Consider the following 15,919-nt stretch of genomic DNA (forward strand, 5'->3'; position numbering starts at 1 on the left):
CAGGACGGCCCGCCGAGTTCCCGGACTCGGCGGGCCGTCCGCCGTGCGCTCAGCGGGTGCGGACGTTGCGGGTGAGCTCGGCGCGGGCGGCGAGGTCGGCGTCGGCGGGGTAGTCGACGCCGATGAGGGTGAGGCCGTGGGCCGGGGCGACGGTGATCTCCGACGGGCGGGTCGCCGCCGTCAGCATCGAGGCGGGCCAGTCGGCGGGTTTGCGGCCCTCGCCGACGGCGAGCAGGGCGCCCATCAGACTGCGGACCATCGAGTGGCAGAACGCGTCGGCGGAGACGTAGGCGATCAGCTCGTCGTCCTCGCGCGTCCACTCCAGGCGCTGCAGCTCGCGGATGGTCGTCGCGCCCTCGCGGCGCTTGCAGAAGGCGACGAAGTCGTGTTCGCCCAGCAGCTGTGTCGACGCGGCGGTCAGGGCGTCGAGGGACAGGGGGCGGGGCCAGGCCACCACGAAGCCGCGGCGCAGCGGGTCGGCGCGCCACGCGGCGTCGGTCACGCGGTAGGCGTAGTGCCTGCGGAGCGCGCCGAAGCGGGCGTCGAAGGCGGCCGGGACGACCCGCGCCGCGGTGACCCGCACGTCGGCGGGCAGCGCCCGGGACAGGCGGAACACCAGGTGGTCGGGGTCGGTGTCGGCGGGGAGGTCGGCGTGCGCGACCTGGCCGCTGGCGTGCACGCCAGCGTCCGTGCGGCCCGCCACGGTCAGCCGGACGGGACGGCGCAGCACGCGCTCCAGCGCCTCCTCCAGCACCCCGCACACGGTGCGCCGCGACGGCTGGCGGGCCCAGCCGGAGAAACCCGCGCCGTCGTAGGCGATGTCCATGCGGAAGCGGGCGAGCCCGCCATCCCCAACCGGGATGACGGGCTCGTCCGGGACGTGCTCGGTCAGGACGTCTTGTCCTTGTCGTCGGCGCCCTCGGCGGGCTCCTCCGCGGCGTCCTTGGTGGCCGACTCGGGCGCGTCGGCGTCCTGGTCCACCACGTCGGCGGCGTCGGTGGTCTCCTCGGCCGCCGTCGCCTCGTCAGCCGTCTCGTCGGCCTTCTTCTCGTCCGCGGCGAAGCGGGTCTTGCGGGCGGCCTCGGCCTCCGCGGTCACCGTCTTCTCCTGGATGAGCTCGATGACGGCCATGGCGGCGTTGTCGCCCCGGCGCGGCATGGTCTTGACGATCCGCAGGTAACCGCCGTTGCGGTCGCTGAAGAACGGGCCGATCTCGGTCATCAGGCGCTGGACGACGTCCTTGTCCCGGATGACCTTCATGATCTCGCGGCGGTTGTGCAGGTCGCCGCGCTTGGCCTTGGTGATCAGCCGCTCCGCGTACGGCCGCAGGCGCTTGGCCTTGGCCTCGGTGGTGGTGATGCGGCCGTTCTGGAACAGCGACGTGGCCAGGTTGGCCAGCAGCAGCCGCTCGTGGGCCGGGCCCGCGCCCAGCCGGGCGCCCTTGGTTGGGGTGGGCATTGGATGCTCCTTGATTAAGATCAGCGAGGCCCGCGAGGACCTAGAGCTGCTCGGTCTCCGCGTAGTCCTGGCCGTCGTCGTTGCCCGTGTCCGCCCCGGTGGACCAGCCCGCGTCGGCCGAGTAGTCGGTAGCGGCGGCCGACGGGTCGAATCCGGGCGGGCTGTCCTTGAGCGCGAGCCCGAGGCCGACCAGCTTCATCTTGACCTCGTCGATGGACTTCGCGCCGAAGTTGCGGATGTCCAGCAGGTCCGCCTCGCTGCGCGAGACCAGCTCGCCCACGGTGTGGATGCCCTCGCGCTTGAGGCAGTTGTACGAGCGCACGGTGAGGTCGAGGTCCTCGATCGGCATCGCGTAGGCGGCGATGGTGTCCGCCTCCTGCGGCGACGGGCCGATCTCGATGCCCTCGGCGTCCACGTTGAGCTCGCGGGCCAGGCCGAAGAGCTCCACCAGCGTCTTGCCCGCCGACGCGACGGCGTCGCGCGGCGTGATCGACGGCTTGGTCTCCACGTCGAGCACCAGCTTGTCGAAGTCGGTGCGCTGCTCGACACGGGTGGCCTCGACCTTGTAGGTCACCTTGAGCACCGGCGAGTAGATCGAGTCGACCGGGATCCGGCCGATCTCGGCGCCCGCCTGCTTGTTCTGCATCGCCGGGACGTAGCCGCGACCGCGCTCGACGACGAGCTCGATCTCCAGCTTGCCCTTGCCGTTCAGCGTGGCGATGTGCAGATCCGGGTTGTGCACCGTGACGCCCGCGGGCGGCACGATGTCGCCCGCGGTGACCTCACCGGGGCCCTGCTTGCGCAGGTACATCGTCACCGGCTCGTCCTCCTCGGAGGAGATCACCAGCTCCTTGAGGTTCAGGATGATGTCGGTGACGTCCTCCTTGACACCCGGAACGGTCGTGAACTCGTGCAGCACGCCGTCGATGCGGATGCTGGTCACGGACGCGCCGGGGATCGAGGACAGCAGCGTGCGGCGCAGCGAGTTGCCGAGCGTGTAGCCGAAGCCGGGCTCGAGCGGCTCGATGACGAAGCGGGAGCGGGTCTCGTTGACCGGCTCCTCGGTCAGGGTGGGACGCTGTGAGATGAGCACTTCTGGTGGTTCCTTTCCGAAGGCGCCCGCTATATGACGCCGATCGAAAGACGGGCGGCGGCCGGGTCGACCGCCGCCCCGACGACTACTTCGAGTAGAACTCGACGATCAGCTGCTCCTGCACCGGGACGTCGATCTGGGCGCGCTCGGGCAGCTGGTGCACGAGGATGCGCAGGTTCGACGGGACCAGCTGCAGCCAGCCCGGGATCGGGCGGTCGCCGACGGACTCCTTGGCGGCCACGAACGGCAGCGTGGGCAGCGACTTCGGCTTCACGTCGATGATGTCGAACTTCGACACCTGGAAGCTGGGGACGTTGACCTTCTTGCCGTTGACCAGGAAGTGCCCGTGGCTGACCAGCTGCCGCGCCTGGCGGCGGGTGCGGGCCAGGCCCGCGCGGTAGACCACGTTGTCCAGGCGGGACTCGAGCAGCTGGAGCAGGACCTCGCCGGTCTTGCCCTGGCGGCGCACGGCCTCCTCGTAGTAGCGGCGGAACTGCCGCTCGAGGACGCCGTAGGTGTAGCGCGCCTTCTGCTTCTCCTGCAGCTGGAGCAGGTACTCGCTCTCCTTGACCCGGCCGCGGCCGTGCTGGCCGGGCGGGTAGGGGCGGCGCTCGAAGGCCTGGTCGCCGCCGACGAGGTCGACCTTGAGCCGACGCGAGATGCGCGTCGCGGGGCCGGTGTAGCGTGCCATGGTTTTCTACTCCTCCCCGTTCCTCAGACCCGGCGCCGCTTGGGCGGGCGGCAGCCGTTGTGAGGCTGCGGGGTCACGTCCTGGATCGTGCCGACCTCGAGACCGGCGGCCTGCAGCGACCGGATCGCGGTCTCCCGGCCGGAGCCGGGGCCCTTCACGAACACGTCGACCTTCTTCATGCCGTGCTCCGCCGCCTTGCGGGCGGCGTTCTCGGCGGCCATCTGCGCGGCGAACGGGGTCGACTTGCGCGAGCCCTTGAAGCCGACGTGCCCGGAGGACGCCCACGAGATCACGGCGCCGGTCGGGTCGGTGATGGAGACGATCGTGTTGTTGAACGTGCTCTTGATGTGGGCGTGCCCGTGCGAGATGTTCTTCTTTTCCTTGCGCCGGACTTTCTTGACTCCGGCGCCGGTGCGCGACTTGGGGGGCATGTCTTGGGTGTGCTCCTACTTCGAACGCTTCGAGGTGGTGACGGTGGGGGCCGCGTGCCGGATGACTGTCCCGGCGTCCGTGTACAGCTCGCGCAGGGCAGCCGGACGGCTGTCCCGAGGCGCGACGGCAAGAGCCACGAAGGCCCGGTTGCGTCGCCGCTGCGGGGCGACGACCACGGTCTGGCGGCCCGTGCTCACTTCTTTCCGGCCTTCTTCTTGCCTGCAACCGTCTTCTTCGGGCCCTTGCGGGTGCGGGCGTTGGTCTTGGTCCGCTGACCGCGGACCGGCAGACCACGACGCCAGCGCAGGCCCTCGTAGCAGCCGATCTCGATCTTGCGTCGAATGTCGGCCTGCACCTCGCGGCGGAGGTCACCCTCGACCTTGAAGTTGTTCTCGATGTAGTCGCGCAGCCGGGTCAGCTCCTCGTCGGAGAGATCCTTGACGCGCAGGTCGGGCGAGATCTCGGTGGCGGCAAGCAGCTCCTTCGAGCGCGTGCGGCCGATGCCGAAGATGTAGGTGAGCGCGATCTCCATCCGCTTCTCGCGGGGGAGGTCGACGCCAACGAGTCGTGCCATGGCGGCTTCTGTCTCCTGTCGGTATCTCCAGGTCTGCTCCCCCACCACCCCCGACCGACTCGAGGTCGGGGACCCGGCCTGAAGTCCGGGCGTGAACCGGGTCCGTGTGACCCGGCAGGTTGAGGGAGGTCCTCGTCAGTGCTGCGTGATCAGCCCTGGCGCTGCTTGTGGCGCAGGTTCTCGCAGATCACCATGACCCGCCCGTGACGGCGGATCACCTTGCACTTGTCGCAGATCTTCTTGACGCTCGGCTGGACCTTCACGTCCTTGTTTCTCCTGCTCGGCCGCCTAGCCCCGCGTGCGCGGGGGCAGCAGTAGTGGCCCGGTCCGGCACGGACCGGGGGTCACTTGTAGCGGTAGACGATGCGGCCGCGGGACAGGTCGTAGGGCGACAGCTCTACGACGACCCGGTCCTCGGGCAGGATGCGGATGTAGTGCTGCCGCATCTTGCCGCTGATGTGTGCCAGCACCTTGTGGCCGTTCTCCAACTCGACGCGGAACATCGCGTTGGGGAGTGGCTCGACCACGCGGCCTTCGACCTCGATGGCCCCGTCCTTCTTGCCCATGTCCTCCGCGTTTCGTGACGGTGTCGGGTGACACTGCCGCGCCGCGCGCCAGGGCAACAACTACATTGTCCTGGACGACACGCACGACAGAGACGGCGCTTGCACAGCGCCACCTGCCTAGTGTACGCACTCACCGACCGTGACCCAAATCGGGTCCAATACCCGACACCCGACGGCCTCCGCAAGCGGCGAACCGCCTGCTCACCTCGTTCATCGGATTATCGGCTGATCGGATCTCCGCGGCTCAGTAAGGTCGGCATCCTGAGTTCGTCGGGACTGGGAGGGAACGTGCAGTACGCGCGACTGGGTTCGTCCGGGCTGAAGGTGTCGCGGATCGCGCTCGGGTGCATGAGTTACGGCGACCCGGGGCGCGGCACGCACCCCTGGACGCTGCCGGAGGCCGAGGCGCTCCCGTTCCTGACGCAGGCGCTGGACCTGGGCATCAACTTCCTCGACACGGCGAACATGTACTCGCTGGGGTCCAGCGAGGAGATCGTCGGCTCGGCGCTGCGCAAGCTGGGCGTCCGCGACGACGTGGTCATCGCCACCAAGGTCTACTTCCCGATGGGCGCGCCGCTGACCGGCGGGCTGTCGCGCAAGGCCATCCTGCGCGAGGTCGACGCGTCCCTGGCCCGGCTCGGGACGGACTACATCGACCTCTACATCATCCACCGGTGGGACTACGAGACGCCCATCGAGGAGACGATGCAGGCCCTGCACGACGTCGTCCGGGCGGGCAAGGTCCGCTACCTCGGGGCGTCGTCGATGCACACCTGGCAGTTCGTGAAGGCCCAGTACACCGCCGACCTGCACGGATGGACCCGGTTCATCAGCATGCAGAACCACTACAACCTCATCAACCGCGAGGAAGAGCGGGAGATGCTGCCCTACTGCCGCGAGGAGGGCATCGGCGTCACCCCGTGGAGCCCCCTGGCCAGGGGCAAGCTGACCCGCGACTGGGACGACACCTCCGCCCGCACCGAGGGCGACCCCATCCAGGCCGGGCTGTACGCGGCCACCGAACAGGCCGACCGCAGGGTCGCCCAGGTGGTGGCCGACATCGCCGCCGAGCGCGGGCTGCCGAGGGCGCAGGTGGCGCTGGCGTGGGTGCTCCAGCAGCCGGGCGTCACCGCCCCGATCATCGGCGCCACCAAGCCCCACCACCTGACGGACGCGGCCGCCGCGGTGGACGTGGAGCTGACCCCGGAGGAGCTGGCCCGGCTCGCCGAGCCGTACGTGCCGCACGCCATCGCCGGATACAGCTAGCCGACGGGAACGGCCCCCGGGAACACCCGGGGGCCGTGTCACGCGAACGGGTGAGGGGTCAGTCCTCGGGGGCGGTGAGCACGCGCGGGCCGTCGTCGGTGATGGCGACGGAGTGCTCCCAGTGGGCGGCCCGGGAGCCGTCGGCGGTGACGACCGTCCAGCCGTCCTCCAGCTCGACCGTCTCCTCGGTGCCGAGGGTCAGCATGGGCTCGATGGCGATGGCCATGCCGGTGCGCAGGCGGGGGCCCTTGCCCGGCTTGCCGTGGTTCGGCAGGAACGGGTCCATGTGCATGGCGGTGCCGATGCCGTGGCCGCCGTACTCGCGGACGATGCCGTACTCGCGGCCGTGGGCCGCGCTCGACGCGATCGCCGACTGCTCGATGGCGTGCGAGATGTCGGTCAGACGGGCGCCGGGCACGGCCGCGGCGATGCCCGCCAGCATGGCGTCCCTGGTCGCCTCCGACAGCTGGGCGTCCTCCGGCGACGGGTCCCCGATGAACAGCGTGACCGCCGAGTCGCCGTGCCAGCCGTCGAGGATGGCGCCGCAGTCGATCGAGATCAGGTCGCCGGTGGCCAGGACCTGGTCGCGGCTGGGGATGCCGTGCACGATCTGGTCGTTCACCGAGGCGCAGATGCTGGCCGGGAAGCCGTGGTAGCCCTTGAAGCTGGGGATGGCCCCGGCGTCGCGGATGGTCTGCTCGGCCAGCTCGTCCAGGTCCTGGGTGCTGACCCCGGCCTTGGCGGCCTCGGCCAGCGCCGACAGGGTCCGGTGCACGACCAGGCCAGCAGCGCGCATCGCGTCCAGCTCGGCCGGGGACTTGATCTCGATCATCCGGCCGCGCCACTTCGCCAGGCCGCTGAACAGCCCTCCACCGCTCACGTCCGGGAGCGCAGGGCGTCCAGCACGCGGCCGGTGATCTCGCTGACCTCGCCGACGGCGTCGACGGTGATCAGGATGCCCGCGTAGTACTCCAGCAGCGGGGCGGTCTCGTCCCGGTAGACCTGCTGGCGGTGGCGGATGACCTGCTCGGTGTCGTCGGCCCGGCCGCGGGCGAGCAGCCGGGTGACCACGACCTCCTCGTCGACGCGGAACTCGACCACCGCGTCGAGCCTGGTGTCGGCGTCGGCCAGCAGCTTGCCCAGCACCTCGGCCTGGCCCACGTTGCGCGGGAAGCCGTCGAGCAGGAAGCCGTGCTCGGCGTCGGGCTGGGCCAGCCGCTCGCGGACCATCTCGTTGGTCACCGCGTCCGGCACCAGCTGCCCGGCGTCGAGGTAGCGCTTGACGTCCTGTCCCAGTTCGGTGTTGTTCGCGATGTGCGCCCGGAACAGGTCACCCGTGGAGATGTGGGGCACGCCGAGCCGCTCGCTCAGCGCCGCCGCCTGGGTGCCCTTGCCCGCTCCGGGCGGACCGACGAGAACAACACGCGTCACTTGAGGAACCCTTCGTAGTTGCGCTGCATCAGCTGGCTCTCGATCTGCTTCACGGTGTCGAGACCGACGCCAACCATGATCAGCACCGCGGTGCCGCCGAACGGGAAGTTCTGGTTCTGACCCTGACCGGTCAGGTCCAGGAAGAAGTTCGGCAATACGGCAACGATGCCAAGGTAGATGGAGCCCGGCAACGTGATGCGGCTCAACACGAAGTTCAGGTACTCGGCCGTCGGGCGGCCCGGGCGAATGCCGGGGATGAACCCGCCGTACTTCTTCATCTCGTCGGCACGCTCGGTGACGTTGAACGTGATGGTGATGTAGAAGTACGTGAAGAAGATGATCAGCGCGAAGTACACGCTGATGTGCACCCAGCTGGACTGGTCGGTCAGGTGGGTCTGCACGAACCGCTGGAACCAGGAGTCGTCGGTGCCGATGAGGTTGACGATGAGGTCCGGCAGGTACAGCAGCGACGAGGCGAAGATGATCGGGATGACGCCCGCCTGGTTGACCTTCAGCGGCAGGTAGGTCGAGGTCCCGCCGTACATGCGGCGGCCGATCATGCGCTTGGCGTACTGCACCGGGATGCGGCGCTGGCCCTGCTCGACGAACACCACGGAGGCGATGATGAGCAGCGCGAACGCGCAGACGATCGTGAAGACGAGCGGGCCGCCGCCGGTCGGGTTGTCGTAGATCGCCTTGCCCTCGATCGGGATGCGCGCGGCGATGTTGACGAAGATCAGCAGCGACATGCCGTTGCCGATGCCCCGCTCGGTGACCAGCTCGCCGAGCCACATGATGAGCGCGGTGCCCGCGGTCATCGTGATGACGATGACCGACAACGTGAAGACGTTGCTCTCCGGGATGATCGGGTTCGGGCAGTTGCCCAGCAGACCGCCGCGGTCGGCCATCGCCACGATGCCGGTGGACTGCAGCACCGCAAGGGCGATCGTCAGGTAGCGGGTGTATTGGGTGAGCTTGCCCTGCCCCGCCTGGCCTTCCTTCTTCAGCTGCTCGAAGCGCGGGATGACCACGGTGAGCAGCTGGACGATGATGCTCGCGGTGATGTAGGGCATGATGCCCAGCGCGAATACCGACAGCTGCAGCAGCGCACCGCCGCTGAACAGGTTGAGCAGCTGGAAGACGCCCTGGTTGTCGTCCTTGCTGAGCTCGATGCATTCCTGCACGTTCGGATACGAGACGCCAGGCGACGGGAGGGCGGCTCCGACACGATAGACCGCGACGATCCCCAGGGTGAAGAGGATCTTCTTGCGCAGGTCTGGCGTCGCAAGAGCCGAGCGGAAGGCGCTGAGCACGCAGGAACCTCCTCGGCGTCGCCTGCACTTCGCTGCAGGCGATACTGCGGTAGCCGACGCGGTTGGCCGGCAGGGAACAGGGAACCATAACCTATCGGGAACGCCGACAGGCCACAGCCACCCCGAAGACGGCCGTCCTGGGGCGTGACCCCGACTTTAACAGCACGAGTGACGAAGCCCGCACGCAGTGCCCGCGGAAAACGCGAGGCGACCGGCGCGAACACCGGCCGACTGCGACCGACGTCACACGAACGCGACGGGCCGGGCACCTGGATGACGGTGCCCGGCCCGATGCGTCATTGCTCAGAGCGTGGTGGCGGTGCCACCGGCGGCCTGCAGCTTCTCGACCGCGCTGCCGGAGAACTTGTCGGCGGTGATGTCCAGCTTGACGCCGTTGACCTCACCGTTGCCGAGCACCTTCACCAGCTGGTTCTTGCGGACCAGGCCCGCCTCGACCAGGGCGGCCTTGTCGACGGCGCCGCCGTCGGGGAAGGCCACCGCGATGTCGCCGACGTTGACGACCTGGTACTCGACCCGGAAGCGGTTCTTGAAGCCCTTGAGCTTCGGCAGCCGCATGTGGATCGGCATCTGGCCGCCCTCGAAGGCGGGCGAGACGTTCTTGCGGGCCTTGGTGCCCTTGGTACCGCGACCGGCGGTCTTGCCCTTGGAGCCCTCACCGCGACCCACACGGGTCTTCTCGGTCTTGGCGCCGGGGGCCGGGCGCAGGTGGTGCAGCTTGATCGCCATCAGTCGACCTCCTCGACGGTCACGAGGTGGCGGACGGTGTGGATGAGGCCGCGCACCTCTGGCGTGTCCTCGCGCACCGTGGACTGGCGGATCTTGCGCAGACCCAGGGTGCGGAGGGACTCACGGTGGTTGCGCTTGGTGCCGATGCTGCTGCGCACCTGGGTCACCTTGAGCTTGGCCATGTCAGTTCCCCGATCCAGCGGTGGCCGCCGCCGCGCGGGCGCGGAGCATGCCCGCGGGAGCCACGTCCTCCAGCGGGAGACCGCGGCGCGCCGCGACCTCTTCCGGCCGCTGCAGGTTCTTCAGCGCCTGCACGGTGGCGTGCACGATGTTGATGGCGTTGTCGGAGCCGAGCGACTTCGACAGCACGTCGTGGACGCCCGCGCACTCCAGCACGGCGCGGACCGGGCCACCGGCGATGACACCGGTACCGGCGCTGGCCGGGCGGAGCAGCACGACGCCCGCGGCCTTCTCACCCTGCACGGGGTGCGGGATGGTGCCGCCGATGCGCGGGACGCGGAAGAAGTTCTTCTTCGCCTCCTCGACGCCCTTGGCGATGGCCGCGGGGACCTCCTTGGCCTTGCCGTAGCCGACGCCCACCATGCCGTCGCCGTCGCCGACGACGACCAGCGCGGTGAAGCTGAAGCGCCGACCGCCCTTCACGACCTTGGCGACGCGGTTGATGGCCACCACGCGCTCGAGGTGCGGGGTCTTCTCCTGGGCCGCCCCGCCGCGACCGCCGCCGTCACGACGGTCCCGACGGTCGCGGCGCTCGCCGCGCTCGCCGCCCTGACCGCCCTGTCCGCCGTGGCCGCCGCCGAACTGCCGCGTACGTCCCGGCATCAGGCGTTCCTTCCCTTGTTAGTGCAGATCATCATCAGAACTCCAGCCCCGCATCGCGGGCCGAGTCGGCCAGCGCCGCGATCCGGCCGGTGTACTTGTTGCCGCCGCGGTCGAAGACGACCTTGGCGATCCCGGCGTCCTTGGCCCGGGCGGCGAGCAGCTCGCCGACCTTGGCCGAACGGGCCTTCTTGTCGCCCTCGAGAGCGCGCACGTCGGCCTCCATCGTCGACGCCGAGACCAGCGTGTGGCCGTTCAGGTCGTCGATGATCTGGGCGAACATGTGCCGGGAGGACCGGTGCACGACCAGTCGGGGGCGCTCCGCGGTGCCGCTGATCTTCTTGCGGAGCCGGAAGTGCCTGCGGGTCTTGGCGACGCGCCGGGTGGTGGAGATGTCCTTGCCCACCGGCTTGCGCTTGGTCACAGTCGTGGTTGCCATATCACTTACCCGTCTTTCCGACCTTGCGGCGGATCTTCTCGCCCGCGTACCGGACGCCCTTGCCCTTGTACGGGTCGGGCTTGCGCAGCTTGCGGATGTTCGCGGCGACCTCGCCCACCCGCTGCTTGTCGATGCCCGAGACGGAGAACTTGGTGGCGCTTTCCACCTTGAAGGTGATGCCCTCCGGCGGCGAGATCTTGACCGGGTGGCTGAAGCCCAGCGCGAACTCCAGGTCGGAGCCCTTGGCCAGCACGCGGTAACCGACGCCGTGGATCTCGAGCTTCTTCTCGTAGCCCTCGGTCACGCCGACGACCATGTTGTTGACCAGCGAGCGGGTCAGGCCGTGCAGCGCGCGGTTCTGCCGCTCGTCGTTCGGCCGGGTCACGGTCAGCGTGCCGTCCTCGGCGCGCTCGACGGTGATCGGCTCGCTGACGGTGATGGCCAGGGTGCCCTTGGGCCCCTTGACGCTGATGTCGCGGCCGTTGATGGTCACGTCCACGCCGGACGGGACGGCGATCGGAAGCCTTCCGATGCGAGACATGTGTCAGTCCCCTTACCAGACGTAGGCGAGGACTTCCCCGCCCACACCCTGCTTGGTCGCCTGCCGGTCGGTCATCAGGCCGCCGGACGTGGAGATGATCGCCACGCCCAGGCCGCCCAGCACCTTGGGAAGGTTGGTCGACTTCGCGTACACCCGCAGACCGGGCTTGGACACCCGGCGCAGACCGGCGATGCTGCGCTCGCGGTTCGGGCCGTACTTCAGCTCGACGACGAGGTCCTTGCCCTTCTCGCCGTCCTGGTCGCGGTAGCCGGAGATGTAGCCCTCGCGCTTGAGGATCTCGGCGATGCTCGCCTTGAGCTTGGAGTGCGGCAGCACGACCTCGTCGTGGTATGCCGAGTTGGCATTGCGCAGACGGGTCAAGAAGTCTGCGATCGGGTCGGTCATCGTCATGGTGACCTGTCAACCTTTCTCGCCGTGGTTCCCGGGCCGGGCCTTCGGCGATCTAGAGGTCTGGGGGGACTCGCGTCCTACCAGCTGGACTTGCTCACGCCGGGCAGCTCGCCCCGGTGCGCCATCTCCCGCAGGCAGATCCGGCAGAGGCCGAACTTGCGGAACACCGAGTGCGGACGCCCGCACCGGTTGCAGCGGGTGTACGCCCGGACCTTGAACTTCGGCTTCTTGGCGGCCTTGTGAACCAGCGCCTTCTTCGCCATATCCCTCAGTTCTCCTTGAACGGGAAGCCCAGGTGCTTGAGCAGCGCCCGGCCCTCCTCGTCGGTCCTCGCCGTGGTGACCACGGTGATGTCCATGCCGCGCTGGCGGTCGATGGAGTCCGGGTCGATCTCGTGGAACATGGACTGCTCGTTGAGACCGAAGGTGTAGTTGCCGTTGCCGTCGAACTGCTTGCCCGAGAGGCCGCGGAAGTCGCGGATACGGGGCAGCGCGATGGTCAGCAACCGGTCCAGGAACTCCCACATCCGGTCGCCGCGCAGCGTGACCCGGGCGCCGATCGGCATGCCCTCGCGCAGCTTGAACTGCGCGATGGACTTGCGGGCCTTGCGCACCTCGGGCTTCTGGCCGGTGATGGTGGCCAGGTCGCGGACCGCGCCCTCGATCAGCTTGCCGTCCCGGGCGGCGTCGCCGACGCCCATGTTCACGACGACCTTCACGACGCCGGGGATCAGCATGGGGTTCGGGTACTCGAACTCCTGCCGCATCGCCGGGGCGATCTCGCCGCGGTAGCGGGTCTTGAGGCGGGGAGTGATCTTCTCCGTGCTAGTCATGATCAGATCTCCTTCCCGTTGCCCTTGCCGCGGGCGATCCGGACCTTGCGGCCGTCCTCGGCGATCTTGTAACCCACGCGGACGGCCTTGCCGTCGGCCACCAGCATCACGTTGCTCACGTGGATCGGCGCTTCCTGCGTCACGATGCCGCCGGACTGGGCGCCGCGCTGGTTCTGCGTCACGCGGGTGTGCTTCTTGATCCGGTTGACGCCCTCCACCAGGACCTTGTTGGTCGCGGGGTAGGCCTGGATGACCTTGCCCTTCGCGCCCTTGTCCTTGCCGGAGATCACGACGACCGTGTCGCCCTTCTTGATCTTCATGCTCAGAGCACCTCCGGCGCCAACGAGATGATCTTCATGAACTTCTTGTCGCGCAGCTCGCGGCCCACGGGGCCGAAGATGCGGGTGCCGCGCGGCTCGCCCTCGTTCTTGATCAGAACGGCGGCGTTCTCGTCGAACCGGATGTAGCTGCCGTCGGGGCGGCGGCGCTCCTTGACGGTGCGCACGATGACCGCCTTGACGACATCGCCCTTCTTCACGCCCGCGCCCGGGATGGCGTCCTTCACGGTGGCGACGATGATGTCGCCGATGCCCGCGTAGCGCCGACCGGAGCCGCCGAGCACGCGGATGCAAAGGATCTCCTTCGCCCCGGTGTTGTCGGCGACGCGCAGTCGCGACTCCTGCTGGATCACGTCAACTCCTTGACCATTCCTGGCCTGCCAGATTGCCGACCTGACAGGCTCGGCCTAGACATGCTGCTTACTTGGCGCGCTCGATGACCTCGACCAGCCGCCACCGCTTGGTGGCCGACAGCGGCCGGGTCTCCATGAGCAGAACACGGTCGCCGACACCGGCGGTGTTCTCCTCGTCGTGCGCCTTCACCTTGGTGGTGGAGCGCATGACCTTCGCGTAGCGGGCGTGCTTCTTGCGGTCCTCCAGCGCCACGACGATGGTCTTGTCCATCTTGTCGGACACGACCAGGCCCTCGCGGACCTTGCGGGTGCTGGTGCGCTTCTGCTCGTTCACGTTCTCAGTGCTCTCAACGTTCTCGCTCATGCGGCACCCTCACCGGTGGTCGCCTCGTCGGGGGACACCGACAGCCCGAGCTCGCGCTCGCGCATCACGGTGTAGATCCGGGCGATGTCCTGCTTGACCAGGCGCAGGCGCCGGTTGTTGTCGAGCTGGCCGGTCGCCATCTGGAAGCGGAGGTTAAACAGCTCCTCCTTCGCCTCCCGCAGGCGCAGCACCAGCTCGTCGTCGGTCAGCTCGCGCAGATCCGTCGCGGTGGTCCCGGCGGCCATCAGAAGTCACCACCCTCACGCGTCACGATGCGGCACTTCATCGGCAGCTTGTGGATCGCGCGGCGCAGTGCCTCACGCGCCACCGTCTCGTTGGGGAAAGTCATCTCGAACAGCACGCGGCCCGGCTTGACGTTGGCCACCCAGTGCTCCGGCGAGCCCTTGCCGGAACCCATGCGGGTCTCGGCGGGCTTCTTCGTCAGCGGACGGTCCGGGAAGATGTTGATCCACACCTTGCCGCCACGGCGGATGTGCCGGTTGATGGCGATACGCGCGGACTCGATCTGCCGGTTCGTCACGTAAGCGGGCTCCAGCGCCTGGATGCCGAACTCGCCGAAGGTGACGCGGTTGCCACCCTTGGACGCGCCCGAGCGGTCCGGACGGTGCTGCTTGCGGTGCTTGACCTTGCGTGGGATGAGCACTGCTCAGCCCTCCCCGTTGCCAGTGCCCTCGGCGGCCGGAGCCGCGGGGGTGTCGGACGCGGCGGCGCGACCCGCCTCGGTGCTGGTGGGCGTGGTGCCCGCGGAGCCGGAACGGCGCGGGCGGCTGGGCCGCTCGCGGCGCGGCTCGCGCCGGGTGTCCTGCGCCTGGCGGACGTCCGCCTCGCGGCGGCCGCCGACGACCTCGCCCTTGTAGATCCACACCTTGACGCCGATGCGGCCGAAGGTGGTGCGGGCCTCGAAGAAGCCGTAGTCGATGTCGGCGCGCAGCGTGTGCAGCGGGACCCGGCCCTCGCGGTAGTGCTCGGAGCGGGACATCTCCGCGCCGCCGAGGCGGCCGGAGCACTGCACGCGGATGCCCTTGACCTGCGGCGAGCGCATGGCCGACTGGATGGCCTTGCGCATCGCGCGCCGGAAGGACACGCGGTTGGACAGCTGCTCGGCGGTCACCTGGGCGACCAGCTGGGCGTCCGACTCGGGGTTCTTCACCTCGAGGATGTTGAGCTGGACCTGCTTCTTGGTCAGCTTCTCCAGCTCGCCCCGGATGCGGTCGGCCTCGGCGCCGCGGCGGCCGATGACGATGCCCGGCCGGGCGGTGTGGATGTCGACGCGGACCCGGTCACGGGTGCGCTCGATCTCCACGCGGGAGATGCCTGCGCGCTCCATGCCCTTGGACAGCAGGCGGCGGATCTTCACGTCCTCCGCGACGTACTCCGCGTACTGCTTGTCGGCGTACCAGCGGGACCGCCAGTCGGTGGTGATCCCGAGCCGGAAGCCATGCGGGTTGATCTTCTGCCCCATTAGCGGGCACCGCCCTTCTTGCCGCCCTTGGCGGGCTTGGCAACCGCCGGACGCGATTCGACCTCGATGGTGATGTGGCTGGTCCGCTTGCGGATGCGGTAGGCGCGACCCTGCGCACGCGGCCGGAACCGCTTCAGCGTCGGGCCCTCGTCCACGTACACCGTGGACACCCACAGGGTGTCCGGGTCGAGGCCGAGGTTGTTCTCGGCGTTGGCGACCGCGCTGGCCAGGACCTTGGCGACCGGCTCGGAAGCGGCCTGCGGCGCGAACCTCAGCACGGCCAAGGCGTCACCGGCGCTGCGACCCCTGATGAGCTCGACGACACGGCGCACCTTCATGGGCGTCATCCGCACGTAGCGAGCCCGAGCCACGGCGCGCGGAAGCTCTTCCGTCGCCACGGCGTCGTTACGGGCGTTCATCGCTGTTCCCCTTGCTCTTCACTCGTGCCTAGCGGCGCCGCGACTTGCGGTCGTCCTTGATGTGGCCCTTGAACGTGCGGGTCGGGGCGAACTCGCCCAGCTTGTGACCCACCATGGCCTCGGAGATGAACACCGGGACGTGCTTGCGGCCGTCGTGCACCGCGATGGTGTGACCCAGCATGTCCGGGATGATCGTCGACCGACGGGACCAGGTCTTGATCACGGTCTTCTTGCCGGTCTCGTTCAGCGCGTCCACCTTCTTGAGCAGGTGGTCGTCCACGAACGGGCCCTTCTTCAGGCTGCGTGGCATATGCTTCTACCTCCCTGC

Annotated in this window: 28 protein-coding genes; 1 reads left to right on the forward strand and 27 read right to left on the reverse strand. The window is 68.9% G+C overall.

The annotated features are described in order from the left end of the window. Positions 1 to 49: 49 nt before the first annotated feature. The 8 genes from truA to infA all read right to left on the reverse strand — a co-directional run bounded on the left by truA (position 50) and on the right by infA (position 4,814). On the reverse strand, positions 50 to 826 hold the full coding sequence (gene truA, locus Actkin_RS29560) for a tRNA pseudouridine(38-40) synthase TruA (RefSeq protein WP_258905058.1): 777 nt from the start codon (positions 824 to 826) through the stop codon (positions 50 to 52). 62 nt (positions 827 to 888) lie between these two features. Beyond that, a complete protein-coding gene (gene rplQ, locus Actkin_RS29565; RefSeq protein WP_258905059.1) occupies positions 889 to 1,458 on the reverse strand; it encodes a 50S ribosomal protein L17 in 570 nt (189 codons plus the stop codon). A gap of 40 nt (positions 1,459 to 1,498) precedes the next feature. Continuing rightward, positions 1,499 to 2,551 (reverse strand): DNA-directed RNA polymerase subunit alpha, encoded by a 1,053-nt coding sequence (locus Actkin_RS29570; protein WP_189209518.1) that lies wholly within the window; start codon positions 2,549 to 2,551, stop codon positions 1,499 to 1,501. An 85-nt stretch (positions 2,552 to 2,636) separates the two neighbouring features. After that, positions 2,637 to 3,242 (reverse strand): 30S ribosomal protein S4, encoded by a 606-nt coding sequence (gene rpsD / locus Actkin_RS29575; RefSeq protein WP_189209517.1) that lies wholly within the window; start codon positions 3,240 to 3,242, stop codon positions 2,637 to 2,639. A 23-nt stretch (positions 3,243 to 3,265) separates the two neighbouring features. Further along, positions 3,266 to 3,673, reverse strand: a complete 408-nt coding sequence (rpsK, locus tag Actkin_RS29580; RefSeq protein ID WP_189209516.1) for a 30S ribosomal protein S11 — start codon at positions 3,671 to 3,673, stop codon at positions 3,266 to 3,268. A 194-nt stretch (positions 3,674 to 3,867) separates the two neighbouring features. Then, positions 3,868 to 4,248: a 30S ribosomal protein S13 gene (gene rpsM, locus Actkin_RS29585; protein ID WP_189209515.1), complete on the reverse strand. Its 381-nt coding sequence runs from the start codon at positions 4,246 to 4,248 to the stop codon at positions 3,868 to 3,870. Positions 4,249 to 4,397: 149 nt separating this feature from the next. Continuing rightward, on the reverse strand, positions 4,398 to 4,511 hold the full coding sequence (gene rpmJ, locus Actkin_RS29590; protein WP_010148647.1) for a 50S ribosomal protein L36: 114 nt from the start codon (positions 4,509 to 4,511) through the stop codon (positions 4,398 to 4,400). An 81-nt stretch (positions 4,512 to 4,592) separates the two neighbouring features. Further along, entirely contained in the window at positions 4,593 to 4,814 is a 222-nt protein-coding gene (gene infA / locus Actkin_RS29595) for a translation initiation factor IF-1 (RefSeq protein ID WP_005166804.1), read from the reverse strand. A 288-nt stretch (positions 4,815 to 5,102) separates the two neighbouring features. Between infA and Actkin_RS29600 the strand changes: the two genes are divergently transcribed. Further along, positions 5,103 to 6,080 carry an aldo/keto reductase gene (locus tag Actkin_RS29600; RefSeq protein ID WP_258905063.1) on the forward strand — a complete coding sequence of 326 codons (978 nt, stop codon included), beginning with the start codon at positions 5,103 to 5,105 and terminating at the stop codon, positions 6,078 to 6,080. 58 nt (positions 6,081 to 6,138) lie between these two features. Here the strand turns inward: Actkin_RS29600 and map are convergent, their stop codons facing one another. From map to rpsS, 19 genes are all read right to left on the reverse strand, one after another. After that, positions 6,139 to 6,912: a type I methionyl aminopeptidase gene (gene map, locus Actkin_RS29605; protein WP_189210125.1), complete on the reverse strand. Its 774-nt coding sequence runs from the start codon at positions 6,910 to 6,912 to the stop codon at positions 6,139 to 6,141. Positions 6,913 to 6,956: 44 nt separating this feature from the next. Next, positions 6,957 to 7,511: an adenylate kinase gene (locus Actkin_RS29610; RefSeq protein WP_189209513.1), complete on the reverse strand. Its 555-nt coding sequence runs from the start codon at positions 7,509 to 7,511 to the stop codon at positions 6,957 to 6,959. Further along, a complete protein-coding gene (gene secY, locus Actkin_RS29615) occupies positions 7,508 to 8,824 on the reverse strand; it encodes a preprotein translocase subunit SecY (protein WP_189209512.1) in 1,317 nt (438 codons plus the stop codon). The genes Actkin_RS29610 and secY overlap by 4 nt, the downstream gene beginning before the upstream one ends. Positions 8,825 to 9,127: 303 nt before the next feature. Further along, on the reverse strand, positions 9,128 to 9,574 hold the full coding sequence (rplO, locus tag Actkin_RS29620) for a 50S ribosomal protein L15 (RefSeq protein ID WP_189210124.1): 447 nt from the start codon (positions 9,572 to 9,574) through the stop codon (positions 9,128 to 9,130). Beyond that, entirely contained in the window at positions 9,571 to 9,753 is a 183-nt protein-coding gene (rpmD, locus tag Actkin_RS29625) for a 50S ribosomal protein L30 (protein ID WP_189209511.1), read from the reverse strand. The genes rplO and rpmD overlap by 4 nt, the downstream gene beginning before the upstream one ends. Before the next feature lies 1 nt (position 9,754). Further along, complete coding sequence (rpsE, locus tag Actkin_RS29630; protein WP_189209510.1) at positions 9,755 to 10,414, reverse strand: 30S ribosomal protein S5; 660 nt, start codon at positions 10,412 to 10,414, stop codon at positions 9,755 to 9,757. 34 nt (positions 10,415 to 10,448) lie between these two features. Continuing rightward, positions 10,449 to 10,850 (reverse strand): 50S ribosomal protein L18, encoded by a 402-nt coding sequence (gene rplR, locus Actkin_RS29635; protein ID WP_189209509.1) that lies wholly within the window; start codon positions 10,848 to 10,850, stop codon positions 10,449 to 10,451. Between the two features lies 1 nt (position 10,851). After that, positions 10,852 to 11,391 carry a 50S ribosomal protein L6 gene (gene rplF, locus Actkin_RS29640; RefSeq protein WP_189209508.1) on the reverse strand — a complete coding sequence of 180 codons (540 nt, stop codon included), beginning with the start codon at positions 11,389 to 11,391 and terminating at the stop codon, positions 10,852 to 10,854. Positions 11,392 to 11,403: 12 nt separating this feature from the next. After that, positions 11,404 to 11,802 carry a 30S ribosomal protein S8 gene (gene rpsH, locus Actkin_RS29645; RefSeq protein WP_189209507.1) on the reverse strand — a complete coding sequence of 133 codons (399 nt, stop codon included), beginning with the start codon at positions 11,800 to 11,802 and terminating at the stop codon, positions 11,404 to 11,406. Positions 11,803 to 11,879: 77 nt separating this feature from the next. Then, on the reverse strand, positions 11,880 to 12,065 hold the full coding sequence (locus Actkin_RS29650; RefSeq protein ID WP_189209506.1) for a type Z 30S ribosomal protein S14: 186 nt from the start codon (positions 12,063 to 12,065) through the stop codon (positions 11,880 to 11,882). Between the two features lie 5 nt (positions 12,066 to 12,070). Continuing rightward, a complete protein-coding gene (rplE, locus tag Actkin_RS29655) occupies positions 12,071 to 12,634 on the reverse strand; it encodes a 50S ribosomal protein L5 (RefSeq protein WP_189209505.1) in 564 nt (187 codons plus the stop codon). A 2-nt stretch (positions 12,635 to 12,636) separates the two neighbouring features. Beyond that, positions 12,637 to 12,954 carry a 50S ribosomal protein L24 gene (rplX, locus tag Actkin_RS29660; RefSeq protein ID WP_189209504.1) on the reverse strand — a complete coding sequence of 106 codons (318 nt, stop codon included), beginning with the start codon at positions 12,952 to 12,954 and terminating at the stop codon, positions 12,637 to 12,639. 2 nt (positions 12,955 to 12,956) lie between these two features. After that, entirely contained in the window at positions 12,957 to 13,325 is a 369-nt protein-coding gene (gene rplN, locus Actkin_RS29665; protein ID WP_018682823.1) for a 50S ribosomal protein L14, read from the reverse strand. A 67-nt stretch (positions 13,326 to 13,392) separates the two neighbouring features. Continuing rightward, the gene (rpsQ, locus tag Actkin_RS29670) at positions 13,393 to 13,689 is read right to left on the reverse strand and encodes a 30S ribosomal protein S17 (RefSeq protein ID WP_189209503.1); all 297 of its coding nucleotides are present in this window, start codon (positions 13,687 to 13,689) and stop codon (positions 13,393 to 13,395) included. After that, positions 13,686 to 13,934, reverse strand: a complete 249-nt coding sequence (gene rpmC / locus Actkin_RS29675) for a 50S ribosomal protein L29 (RefSeq protein WP_189209502.1) — start codon at positions 13,932 to 13,934, stop codon at positions 13,686 to 13,688. Before rpmC ends, rpsQ begins: the two co-directional genes overlap by 4 nt. After that, the gene (gene rplP / locus Actkin_RS29680) at positions 13,934 to 14,353 is read right to left on the reverse strand and encodes a 50S ribosomal protein L16 (protein WP_189209501.1); all 420 of its coding nucleotides are present in this window, start codon (positions 14,351 to 14,353) and stop codon (positions 13,934 to 13,936) included. The genes rpmC and rplP overlap by 1 nt, the downstream gene beginning before the upstream one ends. Positions 14,354 to 14,356: 3 nt before the next feature. Then, positions 14,357 to 15,172: a 30S ribosomal protein S3 gene (gene rpsC / locus Actkin_RS29685; RefSeq protein WP_189209500.1), complete on the reverse strand. Its 816-nt coding sequence runs from the start codon at positions 15,170 to 15,172 to the stop codon at positions 14,357 to 14,359. Then, the gene (gene rplV / locus Actkin_RS29690; protein WP_189209499.1) at positions 15,172 to 15,591 is read right to left on the reverse strand and encodes a 50S ribosomal protein L22; all 420 of its coding nucleotides are present in this window, start codon (positions 15,589 to 15,591) and stop codon (positions 15,172 to 15,174) included. The genes rpsC and rplV overlap by 1 nt, the downstream gene beginning before the upstream one ends. 28 nt (positions 15,592 to 15,619) lie before the next feature. Further along, complete coding sequence (gene rpsS / locus Actkin_RS29695) at positions 15,620 to 15,901, reverse strand: 30S ribosomal protein S19 (RefSeq protein WP_189209498.1); 282 nt, start codon at positions 15,899 to 15,901, stop codon at positions 15,620 to 15,622. Positions 15,902 to 15,919 lie beyond the last annotated feature (18 nt).

Source organism: Actinokineospora sp. UTMC 2448, assembly GCF_024760565.1.
Classification (GTDB): Bacteria; Actinomycetota; Actinomycetes; order Mycobacteriales; family Pseudonocardiaceae; genus Actinokineospora; species Actinokineospora fastidiosa.